The 20,383-nt window shown below is 63.9% G+C and carries 23 protein-coding genes, 1 tRNA gene and 1 pseudogene; 11 read left to right on the top strand and 14 right to left on the bottom strand.

Annotated elements, in window-relative coordinates; genetic code table 11:
- Positions 1 to 24 precede the first annotated feature (24 nt).
- Complete coding sequence (locus tag ACFDTG_RS01940) at positions 25 to 435, top strand: TlpA family protein disulfide reductase (RefSeq protein WP_375289396.1); 411 nt, start codon at positions 25 to 27, stop codon at positions 433 to 435.
- A 62-nt stretch (positions 436 to 497) separates the two neighbouring features.
- Here ACFDTG_RS01940 and ACFDTG_RS01935 read toward each other — a convergent pair.
- Positions 498 to 573: transfer RNA gene (locus ACFDTG_RS01935), tRNA-Val, on the bottom strand.
- Positions 574 to 689: 116 nt separating this feature from the next.
- On the opposite strand from ACFDTG_RS01935, the gene ACFDTG_RS01930 reads away from it, so the two are divergent.
- A complete protein-coding gene (locus ACFDTG_RS01930) occupies positions 690 to 1,676 on the top strand; it encodes an asparaginase (RefSeq protein ID WP_375289395.1) in 987 nt (328 codons plus the stop codon).
- Positions 1,677 to 1,811: 135 nt separating this feature from the next.
- Here the strand turns inward: ACFDTG_RS01930 and ACFDTG_RS01925 are convergent, their stop codons facing one another.
- The 3 genes from ACFDTG_RS01925 to fmt form a co-directional block, all read right to left on the bottom strand.
- The gene (locus ACFDTG_RS01925) at positions 1,812 to 2,918 is read right to left on the bottom strand and encodes a zinc-binding dehydrogenase (protein WP_375289394.1); all 1,107 of its coding nucleotides are present in this window, start codon (positions 2,916 to 2,918) and stop codon (positions 1,812 to 1,814) included.
- Positions 2,919 to 2,992: 74 nt separating this feature from the next.
- Positions 2,993 to 3,739: a tRNA pseudouridine(38-40) synthase TruA gene (gene truA, locus ACFDTG_RS01920; protein WP_375289393.1), complete on the bottom strand. Its 747-nt coding sequence runs from the start codon at positions 3,737 to 3,739 to the stop codon at positions 2,993 to 2,995.
- Positions 3,740 to 3,765: 26 nt separating this feature from the next.
- A complete protein-coding gene (gene fmt, locus ACFDTG_RS01915) occupies positions 3,766 to 4,671 on the bottom strand; it encodes a methionyl-tRNA formyltransferase (protein WP_375289392.1) in 906 nt (301 codons plus the stop codon).
- 52 nt (positions 4,672 to 4,723) lie between these two features.
- Between fmt and recR the strand changes: the two genes are divergently transcribed.
- The 6 genes from recR to ACFDTG_RS01885 all read left to right on the top strand — a co-directional run bounded on the left by recR (position 4,724) and on the right by ACFDTG_RS01885 (position 7,300).
- Positions 4,724 to 5,320: a recombination mediator RecR gene (gene recR / locus ACFDTG_RS01910; protein ID WP_375289391.1), complete on the top strand. Its 597-nt coding sequence runs from the start codon at positions 4,724 to 4,726 to the stop codon at positions 5,318 to 5,320.
- A gap of 57 nt (positions 5,321 to 5,377) precedes the next feature.
- On the top strand, positions 5,378 to 5,944 hold the full coding sequence (gene def / locus ACFDTG_RS01905; protein ID WP_375289390.1) for a peptide deformylase: 567 nt from the start codon (positions 5,378 to 5,380) through the stop codon (positions 5,942 to 5,944).
- A gap of 181 nt (positions 5,945 to 6,125) precedes the next feature.
- The gene (locus ACFDTG_RS01900) at positions 6,126 to 6,353 is read left to right on the top strand and encodes a hypothetical protein (protein WP_375289389.1); all 228 of its coding nucleotides are present in this window, start codon (positions 6,126 to 6,128) and stop codon (positions 6,351 to 6,353) included.
- 123 nt (positions 6,354 to 6,476) lie between these two features.
- Positions 6,477 to 6,734, top strand: coding sequence for a hypothetical protein (locus ACFDTG_RS01895; RefSeq protein ID WP_375289388.1), 258 nt, complete (start codon positions 6,477 to 6,479; stop codon positions 6,732 to 6,734).
- Positions 6,735 to 6,837: 103 nt separating this feature from the next.
- On the top strand, positions 6,838 to 7,122 hold the full coding sequence (locus ACFDTG_RS01890; protein ID WP_375289387.1) for a hypothetical protein: 285 nt from the start codon (positions 6,838 to 6,840) through the stop codon (positions 7,120 to 7,122).
- Between the two features lie 46 nt (positions 7,123 to 7,168).
- On the top strand, positions 7,169 to 7,300 hold the full coding sequence (locus tag ACFDTG_RS01885) for a hypothetical protein (RefSeq protein ID WP_375289386.1): 132 nt from the start codon (positions 7,169 to 7,171) through the stop codon (positions 7,298 to 7,300).
- 225 nt (positions 7,301 to 7,525) lie between these two features.
- Here ACFDTG_RS01885 and ACFDTG_RS01880 read toward each other — a convergent pair whose 3' ends face one another.
- Positions 7,526 to 7,879, bottom strand: a complete 354-nt coding sequence (locus tag ACFDTG_RS01880; protein WP_375289433.1) for a hypothetical protein — start codon at positions 7,877 to 7,879, stop codon at positions 7,526 to 7,528.
- 384 nt (positions 7,880 to 8,263) lie between these two features.
- Positions 8,264 to 8,827, bottom strand: a pseudogene (locus ACFDTG_RS01875) (class I SAM-dependent methyltransferase); the annotation flags it as partial.
- Between the two features lie 807 nt (positions 8,828 to 9,634).
- Between ACFDTG_RS01875 and rmuC the strand changes: the two are divergent.
- Together rmuC and ACFDTG_RS01865 are read left to right on the top strand one after the other, a co-directional pair.
- Complete coding sequence (gene rmuC / locus ACFDTG_RS01870; RefSeq protein WP_375289429.1) at positions 9,635 to 11,074, top strand: DNA recombination protein RmuC; 1,440 nt, start codon at positions 9,635 to 9,637, stop codon at positions 11,072 to 11,074.
- A 198-nt stretch (positions 11,075 to 11,272) separates the two neighbouring features.
- On the top strand, positions 11,273 to 11,953 hold the full coding sequence (locus ACFDTG_RS01865) for a hypothetical protein (RefSeq protein WP_375289385.1): 681 nt from the start codon (positions 11,273 to 11,275) through the stop codon (positions 11,951 to 11,953).
- On the opposite strand, the gene ACFDTG_RS01860 is transcribed toward ACFDTG_RS01865, so the two are convergent.
- The 7 genes from ACFDTG_RS01860 to ACFDTG_RS01830 form a co-directional block, all read right to left on the bottom strand.
- Positions 11,954 to 12,769 (bottom strand): TrmH family RNA methyltransferase, encoded by an 816-nt coding sequence (locus tag ACFDTG_RS01860; RefSeq protein ID WP_375289384.1) that lies wholly within the window; start codon positions 12,767 to 12,769, stop codon positions 11,954 to 11,956.
- Complete coding sequence (locus ACFDTG_RS01855) at positions 12,766 to 13,044, bottom strand: HPr family phosphocarrier protein (protein WP_375289383.1); 279 nt, start codon at positions 13,042 to 13,044, stop codon at positions 12,766 to 12,768. The genes ACFDTG_RS01860 and ACFDTG_RS01855 overlap by 4 nt, the downstream gene beginning before the upstream one ends.
- Positions 13,045 to 13,054: 10 nt before the next feature.
- Positions 13,055 to 13,483, bottom strand: a complete 429-nt coding sequence (locus ACFDTG_RS01850) for a PTS sugar transporter subunit IIA (RefSeq protein WP_375289382.1) — start codon at positions 13,481 to 13,483, stop codon at positions 13,055 to 13,057.
- A 78-nt stretch (positions 13,484 to 13,561) separates the two neighbouring features.
- On the bottom strand, positions 13,562 to 14,503 hold the full coding sequence (gene rapZ, locus ACFDTG_RS01845) for an RNase adapter RapZ (RefSeq protein ID WP_375289381.1): 942 nt from the start codon (positions 14,501 to 14,503) through the stop codon (positions 13,562 to 13,564).
- A gap of 24 nt (positions 14,504 to 14,527) precedes the next feature.
- Entirely contained in the window at positions 14,528 to 14,959 is a 432-nt protein-coding gene (locus ACFDTG_RS01840) for an HPr kinase/phosphorylase (RefSeq protein WP_375289380.1), read from the bottom strand.
- Position 14,960: 1 nt separating this feature from the next.
- Positions 14,961 to 16,514 carry an ATP-binding protein gene (locus ACFDTG_RS01835; protein WP_375289379.1) on the bottom strand — a complete coding sequence of 518 codons (1,554 nt, stop codon included), beginning with the start codon at positions 16,512 to 16,514 and terminating at the stop codon, positions 14,961 to 14,963.
- Positions 16,507 to 17,259 carry a response regulator gene (locus tag ACFDTG_RS01830; RefSeq protein ID WP_375289378.1) on the bottom strand — a complete coding sequence of 251 codons (753 nt, stop codon included), beginning with the start codon at positions 17,257 to 17,259 and terminating at the stop codon, positions 16,507 to 16,509. Before ACFDTG_RS01830 ends, ACFDTG_RS01835 begins: the two co-directional genes overlap by 8 nt.
- Before the next feature lie 208 nt (positions 17,260 to 17,467).
- On the opposite strand from ACFDTG_RS01830, the gene ACFDTG_RS01825 reads away from it, so the two are divergent.
- A complete protein-coding gene (locus ACFDTG_RS01825; protein ID WP_375289377.1) occupies positions 17,468 to 19,072 on the top strand; it encodes a phosphoenolpyruvate carboxykinase in 1,605 nt (534 codons plus the stop codon).
- Between the two features lie 39 nt (positions 19,073 to 19,111).
- Here the strand turns inward: ACFDTG_RS01825 and ACFDTG_RS01820 are convergent, their stop codons facing one another.
- Complete coding sequence (locus ACFDTG_RS01820) at positions 19,112 to 20,368, bottom strand: cation:proton antiporter (protein ID WP_375289375.1); 1,257 nt, start codon at positions 20,366 to 20,368, stop codon at positions 19,112 to 19,114.
- Between the last annotated feature and the right edge of the window lie 15 nt (positions 20,369 to 20,383).

Genomic DNA, 20,383 nt, shown 5'->3' with positions numbered 1-20,383 from the left:
GACCGCAGTCATGCCGGCGAGCCGATGCCGACGCTGGATCTTGTCGATCCGGAGGGCAAGGCCTTCAATCCCGCCGATATCGAGAACCGCCCGGTCCTCCTCAATCTGTGGGCAACTTGGTGCGCGCCCTGCGTCAAGGAAATGCCGCTGCTGGATGATCTGGTGCTCGAAGAACCGAAGCTGACTGTCCTTACGGCCAGCCAGGACATGGGCCCGCCCGCGGATGTGCAAAAGTTCTTCGAAAAGGAAGGGCTGGAGCGTCTGAAACCGTGGATCGACCGCGAAGGGGCTCTGGGCCTGGCATTCGGCGGCGGCCTGCCGGTGACGATCCTTTACGATTCGGATGGCAAGGAAGTCTGGCGGGTGGTCGGCGATCTCGACTGGGGTGCCCCCGATGTGCGCGGCGCGCTGGACGAGGCGATAGACCCGGCCTGACGAGCGCTGTGCGCCCGCTCCGGGCGCCCACCCGGCCGGGCCAGGCTGCTCCGACTTGCAAGTGGTGGGCGCTGACGGGCTCGAACCGCCGACCCTCTCGGTGTAAACGAGATGCTCTACCAACTGAGCTAAGCGCCCCACGACACGCAGCGATGGTTGCGCTGCGCGGGGAGGAGCGCCTCATAGCGTTTGCCACCGCAATTGCAATCGCGATGCTGGAACTCTTGCAGCCTTGTCGCTAACCGCCTGCGCCCATGACGAACGCATGCATCAGAGTGCTGGCAACCGGCGGCACCATCGCGGGCCGCGGAGCCGGGGGAACGGGCCGCGCCTATGCGCCCGGGCAGGTCAGCATCGATGAAATGGCAGCGGAGATCCGCGCACTCGGCATTCCCGTCGAACTGCGGGCCAAGGCCATCGCCGCGATCGGGTCCCAGGATATCGGCTGGCGCGAATGGGACGAGCTGCACGATGCCATTCTGGCGACCGAAAACGCCCCGGACATCCACGGTATCGTCATCACCCACGGGACGGACACGGCAGAGGAAACGGCCTTCCTGCTCGATCTGACGCTGCCGGCGACCAAGCCGGTGGTGCTGGTCGGCGCGATGCGCCCGGCCGATGCGGTCGGCAGCGACGGGATGCGCAATTTCGCCAACGCCGTGCGGGTGGCGCGCGATCCCGACGCCGCAGGGCGCGGGGTGATGGTAGTGATGGGGGATCAGGTCTTCGCCGCCAGCGACGTCCGCAAGGCCCGCACCACCAATGTGGATGCGTTTCGCGGATTTCCGCGCGGACCGCTCGGCAATGTCACCCCCTCCTCGCTCGACTGGTTCGGCCCGCCGGACAAGCTCAACCGCACCGCGCGCCTGCGGTGGCCGCATGCGCTGCCGCAGGTGGATATCGTCGCGGCTTATGCGGGCATGAACCCGGGCGTCGTGGACGCGCTGCTAAATGGCGGTGCGCGCGGGCTGGTTCTTGCGGGCATGGGTCAGGGCAACGCCCCGGCCGCAGTGCTCGATGCGCTGGCGACAGCGGTTCGCTCGGGTGTGCCGGTGGTCCGGGCAAGCCGCGTCGATCAGGGATATGTCGACCGGAACCTCGAGATCGATGACGATGCCCTTGGATTTGTCGCCGCGCGCTCGTTCAACCCGCCCAAGGCGCGCGTGCTCCTGCAACTGCTGATTGCCAACGGGCTCAGCGAAATTGCCGAGATGCAGGAGCACTTCGACCGGAGGTAGTGCAAACCCCCGTTCGTCATAACCGCGGGGATGAGAAGGGGGAGCCTACCCGGGGCGGGCGAAGTCGGTGAGTCAGCGAAATGACAAGGCCGCACCCCCGCCGTCGCGCAGACGACGGGGGCGGCCCGAAACCCCTCAGGGCGTGACCAGATATTTCTCGCCGGTCTTCATCGCGCGATATTCGGTCGCCGCTTCCTTGGTCAGCATTTCTTCCAGCGTCACCTTGCGCTTGTAGCTGCTGGCAAAGGTCGTGGTCAGTTCGGATAGCACGCGCTGGCGCATGCGCCCGACGGTTTCCTGCCCGGCCTGCGCCATGAACGGTGTGAGCAGCCAGCCCGTAAGCGTCCAGCCGAAACCGTAGCTCGGCGTCAGGATGGTCGGCCCCAGATCGAGCCGGCCATAGATGTGCATCTTCTTCTGCTGGTTGGAACCATAGCGATTGTAATCGCCCATCTTGCTCGCGGCGACCTGCTCCATGGCCTTGAAACAGCTATCCACCGTCTTCCCGCCGCCAATCGGATCGAAGCCGTAGAAGGCGCCGGTCGCCTCGATCGCGGCGCGCAGCTGCTTCATGAAATCGTCGTCGCTCGAATTGACGACATGCTTGGCGCCGATGCCCTTGAGCAGATCGACCTGCGACTGGCTACGCACGATGTTGACCAGCTCGATCCCATCGGCCTGGCAGATCTTGACCAGCATCTGGCCCAGGTTGGAGGCCGCGGCGGCGTGAACGATGGCCCGCTGTCCATCCATGCGCGCGTTTTCGACGAAACCCAGTGCCGTCATCGGATTGACGAAGCTGGAGGCGCCGGCCTCCGCACTGTGGTCGCCGAGCGGCAGGCACATGCCGGCATCGGCGATGGCGTATTCGGCATAGGCCTGCCCCGGCACGCAGGCGACGCGCTGGCCCATCAGCGCCTGCGCCGCTTCGCCTTCGCCGGCCGCGACCACGGTGCCGGCGCCCTCGTTGCCCACCGGCAGGCGCTGGCCGTGCCGGGCCTTCGCACCGGAGGCGAAGGGTTCGGGCATCTTGGCTACCAGCTTGCCGGGGGAATAGTCTGCCGTTTCCAGATCCGCGGAACCGAGCAGGAGCGCCAAGTCGCTGGGATTGATCGGGGCGGCTTCCATCTTCACCAGCACCTGATTTCCCTTGGGATCGGGAAACTGCGTCTCACCCACTTCGACGGTCAGCGTGCCGTCGGCCTCCAGTGTCGTGAAAATCTGCTTGCCGGTCGTCGTCATGTCTCGTCTCCCATGTGATAATTGCCGTCTCGCTAGGCGGGGTTTGCCGGCAAGAAAAGGGTTGCGAGCAAAAACTAGTCGTTCGGGTAGGTGGCCGCGACGAAATAGAGGCCGTGGGGCGGGGCGTTGAGGCCCAGCGCGGCGCGATCCTTCGCGGCGAGAGCTTCCGCCATCTGATCTTCGCGCCAGCGGCCCATGCCCACAAGCGCAAGGCAGCCGACCATGGAGCGGACCTGGTGATGCAGGAAGCTGCGCGCGGCGGCGTGGATCCGGACCATACCTCCCTCGCGCTCCACGTCGAGCCTATCCAGGGTCTTGTTCGCGCTTTGCGACTGGCAGTTGACCGATCGGAACGTGGTGAAATCGTGATGACCGACCAGCGCCTGCGCGGCGCGGTGCATGGCCTCGTGGTCCAGCTCCTGCGGTATTTGCCAGGCGCGATTGCGCTCCAGGGCCAGCGGCGCGCGCCGGTTGGCGATGCGATAGACATAGCTGCGACCGATGCAGGAAAAGCGGGCATGCCAATCTTGCGGCACCACTTCGCACGCCGTCACTGCGATGGGATCGGGCCGCAGATGGTGATTGAGCGCCTCCATCAGCCGGAAGCCTTCGAAGGGCTTTTCGATGTCGCAATGGCTGCGCATCGCAAGCGCGTGGACGCCTGTATCGGTGCGGCCCGCGCTGTGTAGCGTCACCGCTTCGCCGGTTACGCGGCCCGCCGCCTCCTCGACCGCCTGCTGAACGCTGGGCCCATGGGGCTGGCGCTGCAGGCCCATGAAAGGCGTGCCGTCGAATTCCAGCGTGAGCGCGAAGCGGGTCATTCTAAACTACCTGACGACTTGAGCAGTCACGCAAGCATGGTCCCCGCCGGGATCGCCTTGCCCCGCAGCAGAGCGGCGGTTTCCATGGCCGGCTTTCCGGCGCGCTGGATGGTGTGGGGGCGCAGCGCCCCCGTGCCGCAAGCGATGGTCAACGCATCGTCCAGTACCTCGCCTGGCGTGCCCGAGCCATCGGCGATCTCGGCTGCCAGGATGCGGTATCGCTCGCCCTCGTATTCGAAGAACGCGCCCGGTGCCGGGGCGAAGGCGCGAACCTGCCTCTCGACCTGCTCGGCCTCCTGCGACCAGTCGATCCGGGCTTCGGCCTTGTCGATCTTCTTCGCATAGGTGGCGTGCTCGTCGTCCTGCGCGATGGCGTGGAGCGCGCCGAGTTCGGTCAGCGTGCCGACCATCAGTTGCGCGCCGACCTCTGCCAGTTCCGCCGTCAGTTCGCCCGCGGTCTTGCCGTCCACCTGCACGCGCGCGGTGGCCAGCATGGGCCCGGTGTCGAGCCCCGCTTCCATCTGCATAAGCGTGATGCCGGTCTGCGGATCGCCCGCCAGAATGGCGCGCTGCACCGGCGCCGCGCCGCGCCAGCGTGGCAGCAGGCTGGCATGGACGTTGAGGCAGCCGTGGCGGGGCGCATCGAGAATCGCCTGTGGAAGGATCAGGCCATAGGCCGCAACGACCGCCAGATCGGCCTCCAGTGCCGCGAACCGTTCCTGCTCCTCGGCGGATTTCAACGAGGTGGGGGAGCGGACCTCCAGATGGCGGATTTCCGCTTCCTTCTGCACTGGTGAGGGTTGCAGTTTCTTCCCCCGGCCCGCCGGGCGCGGCGGCTGGGTATAGACCGCCACGATCTCGTGCGCGGCATCGTGCAGCGCCGCCAGCGTCGGCACCGCGAAATCGGGGGTTCCCATGAAAACGATGCGCATGGCGGTGGTCCGGGCCTTTCTTAGATGCGGGCGCGGCCCTATCTGGCGGGGGATGGCATCGCAAGAGATCGAAACCCTCAGCAGCGCGCTCGCCCGCCTGCCCGGCCTCGGCCCTCGCAGCGCGCGGCGCGCGGTGCTGTGGCTGGTGAAGCGGCGCGAACAGGCACTTCCCGCGCTGCTGGAAGCGCTGGTCGCGGTGCGCGACACTCTGGTGGAGTGCGAGGTCTGCGGCAATGTCGACACGCGCAACCCCTGCGCCATCTGCGCCGATCCGCGCCGCGATGCCAAGGCGATCTGCGTGGTGGAGGATGTCGCCGATCTGTGGGCGCTCGACCGGGCGAAGCTGTTCACCGGCACCTATCACGTGCTGGGCGGCAGGCTGTCGGCGCTCGACGGCATCCGCCCCGAAGACCTCAACATCGCCGCGCTGCTGGCGCGCGTGGAAGCGGGCGGGGTGGACGAGATCGTTTTGGCCATGAACGCCACGCTGGAAGGGCAGACCACCTCGCACTATCTGGCCGAGCGGCTGGAAGGATTTCCCCTGCGCATCACCCAGCTTGCGCACGGCCTGCCGGTGGGCGGAGAGCTGGACTATCTCGACGAGGGCACTCTGGCGCAGGCGCTGCGGGCACGGCGGCCCGTTTCCTGACCCTCCCCATTTCCGGCGGGATTGAACGAATCCCCCGCACGCACTAAATCGCCCCGCATGGCCATTCGTGAAATCCTGGAAGTGCCGGACCCCCGGCTGAAAACCGTGTCCGAACCCGTCACAGAGTTCGATGCGGAGCTCAAGACGCTCGTCGATGACATGTTCGAGACGATGTACGATGCCAACGGCATTGGCCTCGCCGCGATCCAAGTCGGCGTGCCCAAGCGCATCCTCGTGATCGACCTCCAGCCCGACGATCCGGATGCCGAGCCCGAGGAATGTCATCATGACGGCCACAAGCATTACCACCAGCCCACGAAGAACGAACCGCGCATCTTCGTGAACCCCGAAATCCTCGATCCGGCGGAAGAGCTTTCCACCTATCAGGAAGGCTGCCTCTCGGTCCCCGACATCTACGCCGACGTGGACCGCCCCGCCGCCTGCCGCGTGCGCTGGCAGGATCTGGAAGGCAACACCCACGAGGAAGCGCTGGAAGGCATGATGGCCACCTGCATCCAGCATGAGATGGACCATCTGGAAGGCGTGCTGTTCATCGACCACCTGAGCCGCCTCAAGCGGCAGATGGCGCTGAAAAAGCTTAAGAAGCTGCGCGAGGCGGCGTAAACCCTCAATTGCGCGCAGGCAGGGCGACCGATCCCGTTGCGGTGACCGCGCCCGCACGCTGCAAGATCGCGCCTCCACGGCGTCTGGCACCTTGTATTCGACCCCCGGCTCCCCATTTCGGGATCATCGAAGAGGCATCCTGCTTGTGAGCGCCCTCGACTGAGAGACTTAGAGCTCCCGCTTGCAAAAGGGAGCCGGTCGATGTCCCACGCTAAACGCCAGCGATATCCAGACTGTTTCGCAACCGGGCGAAGCGGGCGGTCAGCCGTCCGATGTCCCGCCGGATATGCACGGAATCGTGCGCCAGATGACCGAAACCTATCTCGTGGGCGGTTATCGATACACCACGCTCGCCGATGCGATTGCGCAGGCCCGCCGCATGGCGAAGCAAGAGCCTGTTTCGCCGTGAATCCTCGCGGCAATACCGGGCCCCAATATCTCTCGATCTTCGCGTTGCTGGCCGCAATGGCGCTCCTGATCTGGTGGATGATCAATTGACCTTCCGTGGAACCTACACAGGGATCTGGCCTCTATGACCGAAGAAAAGACCCGCGCCCCGGCTGCTCATTGGCGCAGGCGTACCAAGCCCTCTCCGCTTTCTCCCGATCAGGCCGCGAGGCAGGGTGATATCACCAGTTTCGCCTTCCTTTCGCTGGGCAGGGATGCCGCAATTGCATTCCTAAACAGCGACGATGCGGAACTGGGCGGGCAGCCTCTGCTGCTGGCGACGGAAAGCACAGCCGGCGCCAGCAAGGTGCGGGCGAAGTTGCACCGACTCGCCGCCAACTAACGGCATGCGCGACAAGAGGTCGCGAAGTCGGCTCTTCGGGCGCTGCCCGCCCTGGAGCACGAGACGTCCCAATTTTTGGGCAGGAACCGAAAAGGACGATGCCATGGATCTCAACGAACTGCTTGGTGCTCATCAGGAAGAGGTGATGCGGTTGGGTGCGTCGGGCGGGGATGCGTCCTCGAGCGATCATTTCGGCCGGATCGCCAGATACGCGCGGGAGATCCGGAACCTGCGCGATATCGCCCCCACCGGTGCGACCATAGCCAACCCCCTCGCTCCCCAGACCATCATCTATGGCAGCTACGCCGGCCCCTGCGATGCGGCTTCAGCGGAAAACGAGGGCGAAGCGGCGAACGAGAACCCCGACCGGGGCCGCGCCGACGATTGAATGCCGGCCCCATTCAAGCGCTAAAGAACTTACAAAGGAAAAGACGATGGCAAAAAGTCAAAAGCGATCGAACCGTGAAATCCGCAAGCCCAAGGCGGAAAAGGTCAAAACGAATGCATCGCAGCCGAGCCTCAAGCCTGGCGGGATCAAGGGCCTCGAAACGATCAAGAACAGCTGAACCGCGTAATCGCGGATCAAATCGTTTCAGCTATCGACCCATTGCGGACATTGGTTGGCGCGGTAGGCTGTCCCATGGAAAGGACGGTCGCGTGTTTGACTTCGTTTATGACTGGGTGATCTATATTGTGCCGACCAGCCTTTGGTGGGTCTAAATGGCCGCAAGCGGTCTCTCAGGTATCGACCTGGCGGATTTGTGCGGATCGATCATGTCGGGCATCGCACTTTACTTTTGCCGCGTTTCACTCAGCTGCGCAGCATACCGTAGAAGCCTCTCAGCTTCCATTTCGCCAACAAGAGCATATGCCAGCGGACCTTCCTCCCAATATGCAATGGCGTTCTCTTCGCGCTGCTCCATGAGAGGCAACTCCTCCGCAGGGGTCTCGGCGCGCGCCGCAAACAGCGACAGGTGTTCACCTCTTTGAGTGATCAAGGTTACCGTCAGCGAATTGCCTAGGTCGGACGGAAAGAGTTGCACGTCGCTTACCTTCCACCCCGAAGGCAGATCGGGAAGGCCAAGACCGGTAGTTTGTGCAATCTCCCGGCGATCTAGCTGCTCCGACTCTTCGAGCGAGATCATTGCCTGCCTCGCTCGGCTAGCCGCGTCGGAGGCGTGCGCCTCATCCACAATCGAAGCCGCAACTGCCGGCTCGGCAAGATCGCCTATCAGTCCGTTTGCCATCCAGCCCGCACCAAAAAGCGCGAGCATTGCTGCTGCCCGACGCCAACTTCCGTGCGGCTGATTGTCATTCACCAAAGTGATATGCGCAGCCGAAGCCCCGGTATTATCCAGTTTGCGCCCGACGAGGGTCCCTTTTGTACTACCACTTGCCCGTTCGAAGGTTATTTCGGGCCAATCTCTTGCCCAACGCCTGGCAATGACCCGTTCTCCCGGACGCGCGGCATCATCGAGCAGGACTTGTCCGTTGGGTGTGAGGCGATCAAAAAGGCATTCCGCAGCGCCTCGGACAAAGGGATGGACCGTCCACGGCGGTCCGTCGATGATTATGAGGTCGATCCGATCGGGTATGTCGTGGAGGCAATACCATCGTCCGGGCCAGTCATTTACTTCGCTCGAAAGAGGCGCCCAACGCAGATCAGCTTTCGCCCCTTCGTCTTCAATCCAGCGTGCCGTCGCTTCGACGAAGTCTTTGTGCTGGTCGAAACTGACAAGTCGCCCACCCCCGTTCCGGGCCAGTGCCTTGGCGCATACAAGTGTCGAGGCCCCAGCGCCAAGTTCGACCACAACCTGAGGGCGAAGCTCTTCAACCGTATCGACGATCCGATGAAGGAAACCCGTGTCCGCCTTCCAACTGCCGAGATTGGGGAGCGAGTTTTCATTCAGTCCGATGCGCGCGAGTAGCCGCTGTTTTGACGCCTTCGTTCCGCCCCACAGACTGAATAGCAGCCACGGCCATCCGATCGCCCCGAAGGCGAGGCGGTGCGCAACGTCAGAAAATGAAGCGCGTTCGGCACGGCCCTCATCGTCCGGCAGTGCGAACAGGCGCGTAGTTTCTCGTGAAGTCATAGTGTTGGGTCTAAGCGCTGCAATCGATCAAATGGCAGGAAGGCGAGTGCCAATGGCGCAGCCCACTTGGCTGTGGCTTGAACGCAATTGCCAGTATCAGTGGTTCAGACAAAAGCAAACAGCTCAACAGCCCTAGGCCAGAGGGGAAGACGCTTTCGACTGTAATCCTTTGCCAGCTATCCACCCATATCGGTCGTTCGCGAAGCTTGGGAAGCTGTCCATCAGCGTCCGTCCGCTTTGGTTTGTATTGGCCCAAATCCGGACTGTCAGCAAACGACCCCATTACGGACATTGCGAGCATGCGAGCGATTTGGCATTCTTTACTGATGCCCATGCTCTATTCCCAGCGAACGCGTCCACTAGGTGTGCAACCGTTTGTGCCGCCGTCAGCCGAAAGGGGGACGGAGCGCGTCATGTTAACCTTGAGCAGCATGTCGTTCTGCGGGTTTGTCGCACTGTCAGCCTACGTGGTCTTCCCGCTGAACCTCCCGGAAGCACTTTGGGGCTGCCTGCCCATGTTGCTCATTCCCTTTAGTCTGCTGTGGGGCTGGCATGGTGCTAGACGGAAGCGCATTGCAGCGGAACGATACCTAGAGCGCTATCGAGCGGGATTGCAGCAAACAATCAGCGGTCGGTGACTTCCGCTTTCCACCCAATTTCAGACGTTGAGCGGCAATTTCGGAATAGCCCAAAGCGGGTGCGCCGTAACCGACGCGCGCAAGCGATAAGAATTCCGAATTCCGGGGAAAGCTGGATTTTCTGGCCTTTCCTACACCTCCCGTTCCGGCTATGTTCCCGCGCATGGACATGCTTGCGATCATTTTCGTCATTGTTGCCCTGCTGGCGGGGCTTGCTGTCGGCTGGTTTCTCGGGGGGCGGCCCGTGGCTGAATGGCGGGCGCGGCATGGGGAGCGCGATGCGGAGGCGAAGGCGCTGGACGAGAAGTTTCGCCGCGCCATCGTGGAGCTGGAAAACGCCTCCGTGCGCGCGGAGCGGGCGGATGCGCTCGATGCCGAACTGCGCCAGATACGCGGTGCGCAGGAGGCCGCGCTCGATGCGCAGCGGCGGGAGAATGCCGCGCTCGGGTCCGAACTGGCAACGCTCAAGGAAAAGACCGCCAATTTCGACGAGCAGAAGCGTTTGCTGGTGGAGGCGCGCGAAGCCCTGCTCAAGGAATTTCAGAACACCGGTCATGCCGTTCTGACCAAGGCGCAGGAATCGCTGATCGAGCGGGCCGCCGAACGGCTGGGCCACTCCGAAAAGGCGAGCGAGGAAAAACTGAAGGCGCTGCTCGAACCCGTCGGCGCGCGCCTCAAGGCCTATGAGGATCAGGTGGGGGCGCTGGAGGCCAAGCGTGTGGATGCCTTCGGCCAGCTCACCGGGCTGATCGAGTCCATGAAAGCGGGGCAGGAAGAGGTCCGGCGCGAGGCGCAGAGGCTCGGCAATTCGCTGACCAACGCGCCCAAGGCGCGCGGGCGCTGGGGCGAGCGGGCGTTGCAGAACGTGCTGGAGCAATGTGGCCTCGCCGAACATACCGATTTCCATCTCGAACATTCGATGGAAACCGAGGAGGGCCGGCTGCGGCCCGATGCCATCGTCAACGTGCCGGGCCAGAAGAAGCTGGTGATCGACGCCAAGGTCTCGCTAAACGCCTATCAGGCCGCGTTCGAGGCGGAAGACGATGGCGAGCGCAAGCGGCACATGGATCTGCATGCGCGCGCGATGAAGAACCACGTCCAGACGCTGGGGTCCAAGAGTTACCAGAGCCAGTTCGACGACGCGCCCGATTATGTCGTGATGTTCGTGCCCGGCGAGCATTTTGTGGCCGCCGCGCTGGAGGCCGATCCGGAGCTGTGGGATTTCGCCTTTCGCAACAAGGTGCTGCTGGCGACGCCCACCAATCTCGTCGCCATCGCGCGCACGGTGGCGCAGGTGTGGCGGCAGGATAAGATGGCCCAAGAAGCCAAGGAGATCGGGAGACTAGGCGGCGAACTTTATGACCGGCTTGCCAAGGTTACTGAGGATTTGGGTAAGATGGGAACGCATCTCGGACGGGCCGTGTCGAGCTACAACGATTTCCACCGGAGCTTTGAATCGAGAGTTCTCGTGTCCGCCAAGAAAATGAAGGACAAGGGCATCGAGATCGGCAAACGCGAGATCGAGGAGGTGGCGCTGGTGGAAAGTGCGCCGCGCTACACGGGCGACGATGTTGCGCAGATCGCTGATGCGCGCGAAGCGGCGGAGTAGCGGAAGCCGCTCGGTGCAAGGGTGTATTTTGGCCTGACCTTAGTGTGAACTTCCAATCCTATTAGCCGCGCGATCAAAGGTTTGACAGCAAGGTGACGTAGCGTAATCCTTTTGTGGAACCTGCTGCGGTGCCCGGGATTGAACACGCGACAGGGGCTGGCGACACGGGAGAAGATTTACATGCGAATTGCCGGAGCCTTGAGCGCCATGGCCCTGGCCGCGCTGGCCGCATGCGGGCAGCCGGCGGACGGTCCGACCGAGGGCGATGCGGATGCCGTCGCCGCCGCACCGACGCCCGCGGCGCCTCAGGGGCGCTTCGAACCCCGCAACGAATGTATCGAGCTGCCGGGTGCGAAGGCGTTCTTCCTGGCGTTGGAAAACGCGGTCCGGATGCGGGACGCAAACCTTCTCCTCAGCAATACCAGCGCCGACGTCCAGCTCGATTTCGGGGGCGGGGCGGGGCTGGTGACGCTTCGCGAACGGCTGTCGGACAAGGACGGCCAGCTGTGGCGCGCTCTCGATTCGGCCACGATGTTGGGCTGCGCGCGGGCGGACAATGGCGAGATGGTGATGCCCTGGTACGCGGCGCAGCCGATGGACGATCTTGACCCGACACGTTCCATGATCGTCACGGGCAAGGATGTGCCGCTGCGCTCCGCCGCGGCGGCGGATGGCCCGCAACTGGCCACGGTAAGCTGGGATGCAGTAGCCCTGACGGACGGTCTCGACCCGGCGGGGACGTTTCAGAAAGTGACGCTCGCCGATGGGACGCAGGGCTACATCGAAACGGCGATGCTGCGCTCGCCGCTAGACTATCGCCTGCGCGTCGCCCCGGTCGGTGACGGCTGGCAGATCGTCAGCTTCGTCAACGGGGACTGATCACGCATCCAGCGTGGCGAGTACTTCGTAGGCAAGGACCGCCGCGGCGACGGCGGCATTCAGGCTGTCGGCGCGGCCCTTCATCGGCATGGTGACGCGCAGATCGCAGGCTGCCTCGTAAGCATCCGGCAGGCCCTGCGATTCATTACCCACCATCACGAAGCAGGGCGCGGCATAGGGCGCGCCGCGATAGGGACGGGCATCGCGCAGGCTCGCCGCGACCAGCTGCCCCCCCTGTTCCCCGGCGCCCGCACGCAGCCATTCGAGGAACTCGGGCCAGGATGCCTGGGCCAGCTGCTGCGTGAAGATTGCCCCCATGCTGGCCCGCACCGTCTCTACTCCGAAAGGGTCGGCGCAGTCGTCGATCAGGATCAACCCGCCAGCGCCAACGGCATCGCCCGTCCGCAGCATGGTGCCCAGGTTCCCCGGATCGCGCAGCGCCTGCGCCACCAGCCAGATCGGCGCCCGGCTGCGGTCCACCCGCTCCAGCGAGGTGTCGAATTCGGTGAAGACCCCGGCCACCGCCTGGGGATTGGCCTTGCCGGTGATCTTGGAGAGGATATCCGGGGTCGTTTCCAGAACCTCTCCGCCTGCCTCGGTCACCGCCGCCTCCAGCGCGGCGAGCAGGGGGTGCGGGTCGCGCGCATCGGACAGAACCAGAGTCTCGGGCAGGCGCCCGTTCTCGCGCGCATCCGTCAGCAGGCGCAGCCCCTCGGCCAGGAAGCGGCCCTCGCGCCGGCGGTGCTTCTTCTCCCGGAGAGCGCGGATCGCCTTGACGCTGGGATTGGAGAAGCCGGTGATACGGCGGCGGGTCACGTTTCCCCGAACCCGTCCTCGACCATGGCCGACAACGACTCGATTACGGTTTCGGCGTTCTCGCCCTTGACGATCAGCTCGACCGTGTCGCCCTTCGCCGCGCCCAGCATCATCAGACCAAGGATGGAGCCGCCCGCCGCTTCGTTGCCGCCCTTGGCCACGCGCACAGAAACGCCTTCGGGCAGCTCGGCCACAGCCGTGACGAACTTCGCGCTGGCCCGTGCATGCAGGCCGCGCTGGTTGACCACGGTGAGGGTGCGGCGCGTTTCGCTCAAGCCGGCATCCTCAGGCGGAAGCCTTCTTGGGCGAGTCCTCGCTGTGCCCCAGGAACTCGGACGCGACGGTGATGTAGTTGCGGCCAGCCTGCTGCGCGGCCTGCACCGCCTCGACCACGTTCATGGCCTTGCGGGCGCCGGCCAGTCGGATCAGCATCGGCAGATTGATGCCCGCGATGACCTCCACTCGCCCGGTTTCGAGCAGGGAGATCGCGAGATTAGACGGGGTACCGCCGAACAGGTCGGTCAATATGATGGCGCCCGATCCGGTATCTACCTTGGCGATGGCGTCTGCAATGTCCTGTCGGCGCTGCTCCATGTCGTCGCTGGGCCCGATGCAGATCGTGGCCACATCGTCCTGCGCTCCGACGACGTGCTCCATCGCCTCGACGAAATGCTCGGCGAGCCGGCCGTGGGTTACCAGAATGAGGCCGATCATGGGGCGATGGATCCCGGGTGGCGTTGCAAGACGGTGACGCTCGAAGTGCGGCGGACTAGGCCTGCATTTCCTGCCATGTCAACCGCCCCGGCCGGGTTGTATCGTTGCGGTGCGATTCGATGCGTCGGGCGCTGCCAGGGTGAGGTTGCGGTGGTGGACGATCGGATCATGCCCCGCCTCGCGCAGGACTTCGCCCATTCGTTCGGCCGAATAGACCGAGCGGTGCCGCCCACCGGTGCAGCCGAAGGCGATCGTCAGATAGGCGCGGCCCTGCGCCGCATAATGGGGAAGAAGCTCCAGAATCGTGGCTGTGATCCGTTCAAAGGATGGGGAAAAGGCGGGGTCCTGCGCGATGTGCTCCCCCACCGCTCCATCGAGCCCCGTTTGCGGGCGTAAGACGGGATCCCAGTGCGGATTGTCCAGAAACCGCATGTCGAATACCAGATCGGCGAGGGGCGGCATTCCGCGTGCAAAGCCGAAGCTCGTGACGGTGATTGCCATTGCTTCCCCGGCCGCGTCCCCGAACTGGTTGCGCATCACCTGCTGCAATTCGTTCACACCATAATCGCTGGTATCGAGCGTCATCGTGGCGCGGCGCTGGAGGGGCTCGACCATTTCCCGCTCCGCCCTGATCGCGTCGGCGATCTGCCGATCCCGCCCCAGCGGATGAGGGCGCCTAGTCTCGTTATAGCGGCGCTGGATGACATCGGGGGCGGCATCGAGGAACAGGATCTCGATATCGGATCCGGATTGGTCGATAACAGTCAGGATCGCGGCCGGATCATACCCGCGGGTCCGGGAATCGATGCCGATCGCAAGCGGCACGCCATCCGCCGGTCCGGTCGCCAACAGGCCTTCGAGCAGCCGTATCGGCACGTTGTCGATGGTCTCCCAACCCAGATCTTCCAGCACCTCGAGCGCCGTCGACTTTCCGGCGCCGGACAAGCCCGAAACGATCAGGAGGCGTGGGTCGGTCGGGATCGAATCGCTGGTCATCGGCGCGCCTTTCATGTCAGGCATGCCGCACGCGCGAAAGGGCTGGCTTCACACGAACGCGTCGGGGCCTGGCAGCCCATGAAGGTCCATCGCGTACTCCATACGCAGGTCGAGGCGCCCGGCGTCACTGCGTGCCCGAAGGTGAGGGAGGTCCCCTCCATCGAATTTCATCCAGTCCACGTCGGGCAATCGCGGACCGTCTTCTCCCAGCGTCACCGCCAGACAGAGGGGTGCGGAAATGGTCGGAAGCTCGACTATCCCCACCCCGCGTATCTCCAGCTTGCCCGCGATGTTCGGCGGCGGATCGGCCCACAAACGCCCGTGGGCGCGCCTGAGAACGATGCCATCGTCTCCGACCAGGATTGCCCCGCGGTCGATCATCGCCATGGCCAGGGTGCTCTTGCCGCTTTCCACGGGGCCGCAGATGAGCAGCCCACGGCCTTTCATCGAAACGCAGCTGACGTTGGCGAGTATCTCCATGTCAGCGGCCCGGCTCCAGCGCCGGCAGGCTCAGCCGCATGCGCGCGCCGGGGTTGCCGTCCTCTCGCGATAAGGCCTCCAGTCGGCCATCATGCGCCTCCGCAATAGAGCGGGCGATGGCCAGGCCCAGCCCGGAATGATTGCCGAAGTCCTCGTCGTCGGGGCGGAGCGAGTGGAAACGCTGGAAGACATTTTCGCGTCGCTCCTCCGGGATACCCGGCCCCGAATCGATGACGCTCAACGTGACCCACCTCCCATCACGGGCAATGACCACCTCGATCTCGGCCATTGGCGGCGAGAACGAGACCGCGTTGTCGAGCAGGTTCACGATGACTCGCTCGAGGCGGGACGGCTCTCCCATGACCGAAACAGTCGACAGCGTAGTCGCGATCCTGATCGGGTGGCCATCGTTCTGGGCGCGATCCTCGCGCGATCCCACGATGGCCTCGGTGAGGGCGACCAGGTCGACCTGCGCGAAGGTGGCGCGGCTGAGCTCTGCATCGATCCGGCTTGCGTCCGAAATCTCGGTAACGAGGCGGTCGATCCTTTTGACATCGTGGCGGGCGATATCGAGAAGCTGTGCCCTCAACGCCGGGTCCTCGACCTTGCCCAATGTATCCGTCGCATTGCGAAGCGAGGCCAGCGGGTTCTTGATTTCATGCGCGACATCCGCCGCGAAACTTTCGACGGCGTCGATACGCTGGCGCAGGGCGCTCGTCATATCCGAAGTGGCGCGGGCGAGCTGGCCGATCTCGTCGCTACGATCGGGCAGTCTCGGCACCTCGACTTGCCGATCGCGTCCCTGTCGCACGCGCACTGCCGCCTGGGCGAGAGTGCGCAAAGGCACCACGATGGTCCGCGCCAGAAACAAGGAGAGGAACGTCGATACGCCGAGAGCGACCAGCACCGCCAGCGCGACCAGACTGCGCGCGCGGCGCACGGATTCCACGATATCGACCGGATTGCGCGTCAACAGCAAGGTCTCGCCGCGCAGGCCAACCGGCGCGGCGGCCGTGATGACATGGCTGCCATCGGGGGCATCGCGAACAACGATCTGCGTGAGGCTTTCGTCCTTTGCGCGCGCCAATTCGGGCCATGCGGCAACGTCGTCCTCGGCAGGCTCGCGATAGTCCGGGAGCGGAGGCGCATCCACCAGCCAATCGAACCAGCGGTCCAGGGATCGGGCGAAATCGTCGCGGGCGGGTTGGGCGAGCGTGAACGTCGGCGGGGCGAGAGCGAAGCTGTCCGCTTCCAGAGTGCCATCGTCGGCATAGAGCCGCAGTCGCAGCTTCTGTTCCTTGCCGATCTGGATCAGCAGCGCCTCCTGCCGGGCATCGTTCGCACCGGCCAGGGCTTCAGCCACGATCTGCGCCTCCACCAGTGCGAGCTTGAAGCGCTCGTCCAGCAATTGCTTGCGATAGACGTCGAGGTAGATGACCCCGCCGCCCAGCAGGACGAGCGGCAGGACATTGACCAAGAGGATGCGCGCGGTGAGGGAAAGCCGGGCGCCAAACTTGGGCGGGGCAGGCGTGCCGGCCGTAGCCGCCTTATTCATCGCTGAAGCTGTAGCCCGCCCCATACAGCGTGCTGATGGCGGAGAAGTCCGGGTCCACGCCGCGAAACTTGCGCCGCATACGCTTGATGTGGCTATCGACCGTTCGGTCATCCACGAAGACATCGTCGGGATACGCCGAGTCCATCAGCTGGTTACGGCTCTTGATGACACCGGGACGTGCGGCAAGTGCTTCCAGCAACAGAAACTCGGTGACGGTCAGGCTGACGGGCTTGTCATCCCAGGTCACCTGATGACGTGACGGGTCCATCACGAGCCGCCCGCGTTCGATGAACGTTGCAACGCGGGTTGCAGGCTCTTCTCCAGGCGATGGCAGGTTTACATCGCCCCGGCGCAGGATCGCGCGGATGCGCGCGACGAGCAGGCGAAGGCTGAACGGCTTGGCGATGTAGTCGTCCGCCCCCGTCTCCAGGCCTGCTTCCTCGTCCGCCTCGTCATCCTTGCTGGTGAGGAAAATCACCGGGAGCGCGGATCGCTGGCGCAGGCGCCGCAGCAGTTCCATCCCATCCATGCGTGGCATCTTGATGTCGAAAACCGCGAGGTCGGGCGGATTTTCGATAAGCGCGGCAAGGGCCGCCTCGCCATCCGAGTAAAGACGGGTCGCAAAGCCCTCCGCCTGGAGCGCGATGGATACCGTGGTCAGGATATTGCGATCATCATCCACTAGGGCCACGACCGGCGACAAGGTCGGCGCAATTTCGGGATCGGTATGTGCAGCCTCGTTCATCGAAGACGGGTTAGGCGCTTTGGCGTCGCGATACAACGCGAGGAAAGTATCGATTTCAGTATGAGTTCGGGCGGGCGCGCCTTCTTCGCAGGTGCAAATTGACCTCGGCATTGCAGCGCATTATGCGCCACCCATAAGCCTGACGCATACGAATGCGTTCGGACCGCCAGCATTGGCTGAAAAAGCTATTCGCGCCAGGAGAAGACGCGTGACGACCTCGCTATCGCATTCGCTTGCCGACCAGGGCATTGCCACCAACGCCACTATCCACGCCAATCTTTCGTCCGAGCAGCTTACCGAACATGCGCTTCGCAACGGCGAGGGCGAACTGGCCAAGGACGGGCCCTTGGTCGTTGCGACGGGCAAGCACACCGGCCGCAGTGCGAAGGACAAGTTCATCGTTCGCGACGGTGAGACCGAAGACACCGTGTGGTGGGACAACAACGCCAGCATGGCGCCCGATCAGTTTGCAGCGCTCAAGACCGATTTTCTCGATGCGTTGAACGGTAAGGACACGCTCTACGTCGCCGATCTTTTCGGCGGGTCTCAGCCCGAATATCGCGTACGTGTGCGCGTCGTCAATGAACTGGCCTGGCACAACCAGTTCATCCGCACGCTGCTGGTGCGCCCCACTGCCGACGAACTGCAAGGCTTCGTGCCCGAATACACCATCATCGATCTGCCCAGCTTCAAGGCCGATCCGGCACGCCACGGTACTCGGAGCGAGACGGTTATCGCCGTCAATTTCGCAGAGAAGCTCGTGCTGATCGGCGGCACGAAATACGCCGGAGAGATGAAGAAAAGCGTCTTCGGGATCTTGAACTACCTGCTGCCGCCCAAGGGCGTGATGCCGATGCATTGTTCGGCCAATATCGGTCCCGACGGCAAGACGGCCGTGTTCTTCGGTCTGTCGGGAACCGGCAAGACCACATTGTCGGCCGACGCAAGCCGCACCCTGATCGGCGACGACGAGCATGGCTGGTCCGATACCGCGGTCTTCAACTTCGAAGGCGGTTGCTACGCCAAGATGATCCGCCTCTCGCCCGAGGCGGAGCCGGAGATCTACGCCACCACGAAGATGGCGGGAACGGTGCTCGAAAACGTAGTCATGAACGAGGCGGGCGAGATCGATCTCGACGACAACAGCCTGGCCGAAAACACCCGCGGTGCCTACGAACTGGCAGCCATTCCGAACACCTCGGAAAAGAACATGGGCCCGGTGCCGGCAAACGTGATCATGCTGACCGCCGATGCATTCGGCATCCTGCCTCCGATCGCGCGGCTGACGCCCGACCAGGCGATGTATTACTTCCTGTCCGGTTATACCGCGAAAGTCGCCGGTACCGAAATCGGCGTAACCGAACCCGAGGCGACCTTCAGCACCTGTTTCGGTGCCCCGTTCATGCCGCGCCATCCCAGCGTCTACGGCAATCTTCTCAAGGAGCGGATTGCCAAGGGCGGGGTCCAGTGCTGGCTGGTCAATACCGGCTGGACGGGCGGCAAATACGGAACGGGCAGCCGCATGCCGATCAAGGCGACCCGGGCCTTGCTCAACGCCGCGCTGGACGGCGATCTCGACAATGTCGAGTTCCGCAAGGACCCGAACTTCGGTTTCGAGGTCCCGGTGAGCGTGGCCGCGCTGCAGGACGCCGGCATCGATCAGACCATTCTCGATCCCAGGGCCACCTGGGACGACAAGGATGCTTTCGACCGGACGGCAGAAAAGCTCGTGCAGCTGTTCGTGGACAATTTCACCCCATTCGCGCCGCATGTCGACCAGGGCGTGCGCGACGCGGCCCCCCAAGCCGCCTGATCAAAGTTTCACAGTTGGAGAGGAGAGACCCCGGAGCGCTCAAGCGCTTCGGGGATCTTTCGTTTCGAGGTTCTCGGTTGCGCGCTCTACGGCTATGCCAGCGGTGAGGCCATGGACCACCGTGCTCAGAACGATGGTGAACGCCACGGTCGCCCATAGCGTTTCTTCGTTTACGAGCTCCACATGGTGCCCGGCATAGGCAAGGTAGTAGATCGAGCCGATCCCCCGCACACCATAAAACGCCGTCACCCAGCGCTGGCGTCCCTCCAGCGGTGTGCCGATGAGAGCGAGCTGTCCAGCGAGCGGTCGGACGACAAAAACCAGGCCCACGCCGATCAATGCGTGCTGCCAATCAAGATAAGGCCACAAGGCGGGCAGCGCCCCGCCAAGCGCAACTAGCAGGATCGCGGTCAGCGTGTGTTCGAGCGATTCGGAGAAATCGTGGAGGCGGTTGTGAAAGTGATCCTCCTCTTCAACACGGCGCAGGGTGATGCCCGAAACGAAGGCCGCAATGAACCCATATCCCTCGACGATCTCGGTCAGGCCATATGCCATCAGTACGCCGGCGAAGGCGATCAGTCCCGATTGCGTCTTCGATAGCGGATTATGCCGCGGCCAGTCGAAAAGTATCTTTCCCAGCAGCCAGCCTATGCCCCATCCGGCGGCGGTTCCCACGGCGATCCGATAAACCACGTCGCGCAGCAGCCATTCGCCGGCCAGGCCTGCGGTCAGTCCGCCAGCGGCGGCTATAAGTATTCCAAGGTGGACGAAGGGGAAGGCCAGACCGTCGTTGAGGCCGGCCTCTGTGGTCAGGGCGTAACGTACCGGGTGCTCGCCGCCCTCGTGGGGGGGCCCCACCTGCACATCCCCCGCCAGGACCGGGTCGGTCGGCGCGAGGACCGCACCCAGTAGAAGGCCCCCGGCAAGCGTCATTCCCGCCGCCATCCAGCCCAGGAAGGCAAGCGCCGCGATCGTAAGCGGCATTGCGATAAGGAGCAGCCGAGCGGTCGCGCGCCATTGGTCCTTCACGGCAAGATGGTCGATCCGCAGTCCCGTTCCGAACAGTCCGATGATGACGCAGAGTTCTGCGGCCACTTCCCAGACGCGCGGCGCCGAGACCGGATCGAGCGCCTCCGGCATGCCGGGTGCAAACTGGAAGACCAGACAGCCGGTGAGGACCAGCATTGCCGATGCCGCCGGTTCCCGCCCCGATAGAAAACGCGGCAACCAGTACGAAGCGGCAATAGCGATGCCGGTCGCTGCCAGCAGGATATGATAAGGCTCGAAGCCGAACATGGGCCCTCTTTCTGG

This window comes from Qipengyuania sp. (genome assembly GCF_042095715.1).
Lineage (GTDB): Bacteria > Pseudomonadota > Alphaproteobacteria > Sphingomonadales > Sphingomonadaceae > Qipengyuania.
The sequence above is the reverse complement of the archived record's forward strand: the minus strand, read 5'-3'. Positions and strand labels throughout refer to the sequence as shown.